The sequence below is a fragment of the Allobosea sp. P1_A7 genome, from assembly GCF_056406775.1.
Map to the genome: position 1 here is coordinate 1 of NZ_JBFTZN010000658.1, position 466 is coordinate 466.

Annotated in this window: 1 tRNA gene and 1 pseudogene; one reads left to right on the plus strand and one right to left on the minus strand. The window is 63.5% G+C overall.

Going from position 1 to position 466, the window contains the following annotated elements:
- Positions 1-14: 14 nt before the first annotated feature.
- Positions 15-85 (plus strand) — tRNA-Met (locus tag AC1D34_RS38265).
- 171 nt (positions 86-256) lie between these two features.
- Here AC1D34_RS38265 and AC1D34_RS38270 read toward each other — a convergent pair.
- A pseudogene (locus AC1D34_RS38270) lies at positions 257-466 on the minus strand (hypothetical protein); the annotation flags it as partial.

Below are 466 nucleotides of genomic sequence, written 5' to 3' on the forward strand. Positions count from 1 at the left end.
TACCGCGGGGTGGAGCGGGTGGAGCAGCCCGGTAGCTCGTCAGGCTCATAACCTGAAGGTCGTCAGTTCAAATCTGGCCCCCGCAACCAAACATCCCAAAAACAACTCAAGCCCGCCGCGATAAACGCTGCGGGCTTTCTGCGTTCGAAGACGCGGAACACAAGGCTCGGCGCGCGGATCAGCATGGTCCCGCGGATGGACCGACCGACTCCCGCCGGCCTGGCGCCAGAACCAGATAAAGCGCTGCGGCTGGCCGCTACCTCTTCACCCGCAAGCGCGGGCGGCTAGCGTTCCAGTCCCGGGCGCGATTGATCATCGCACGAACATGCTCGGGATCCGCGTCATCCTGCCGGACCAGGACTGCCGGCCAACCGACATAATGCGCAGTTTGCCAGTATGTCGCCGGAGCCAACGCCATCAGCATGGTGACCGTGTCACGATCGATCGCGATGCAGAAGGACCCAGC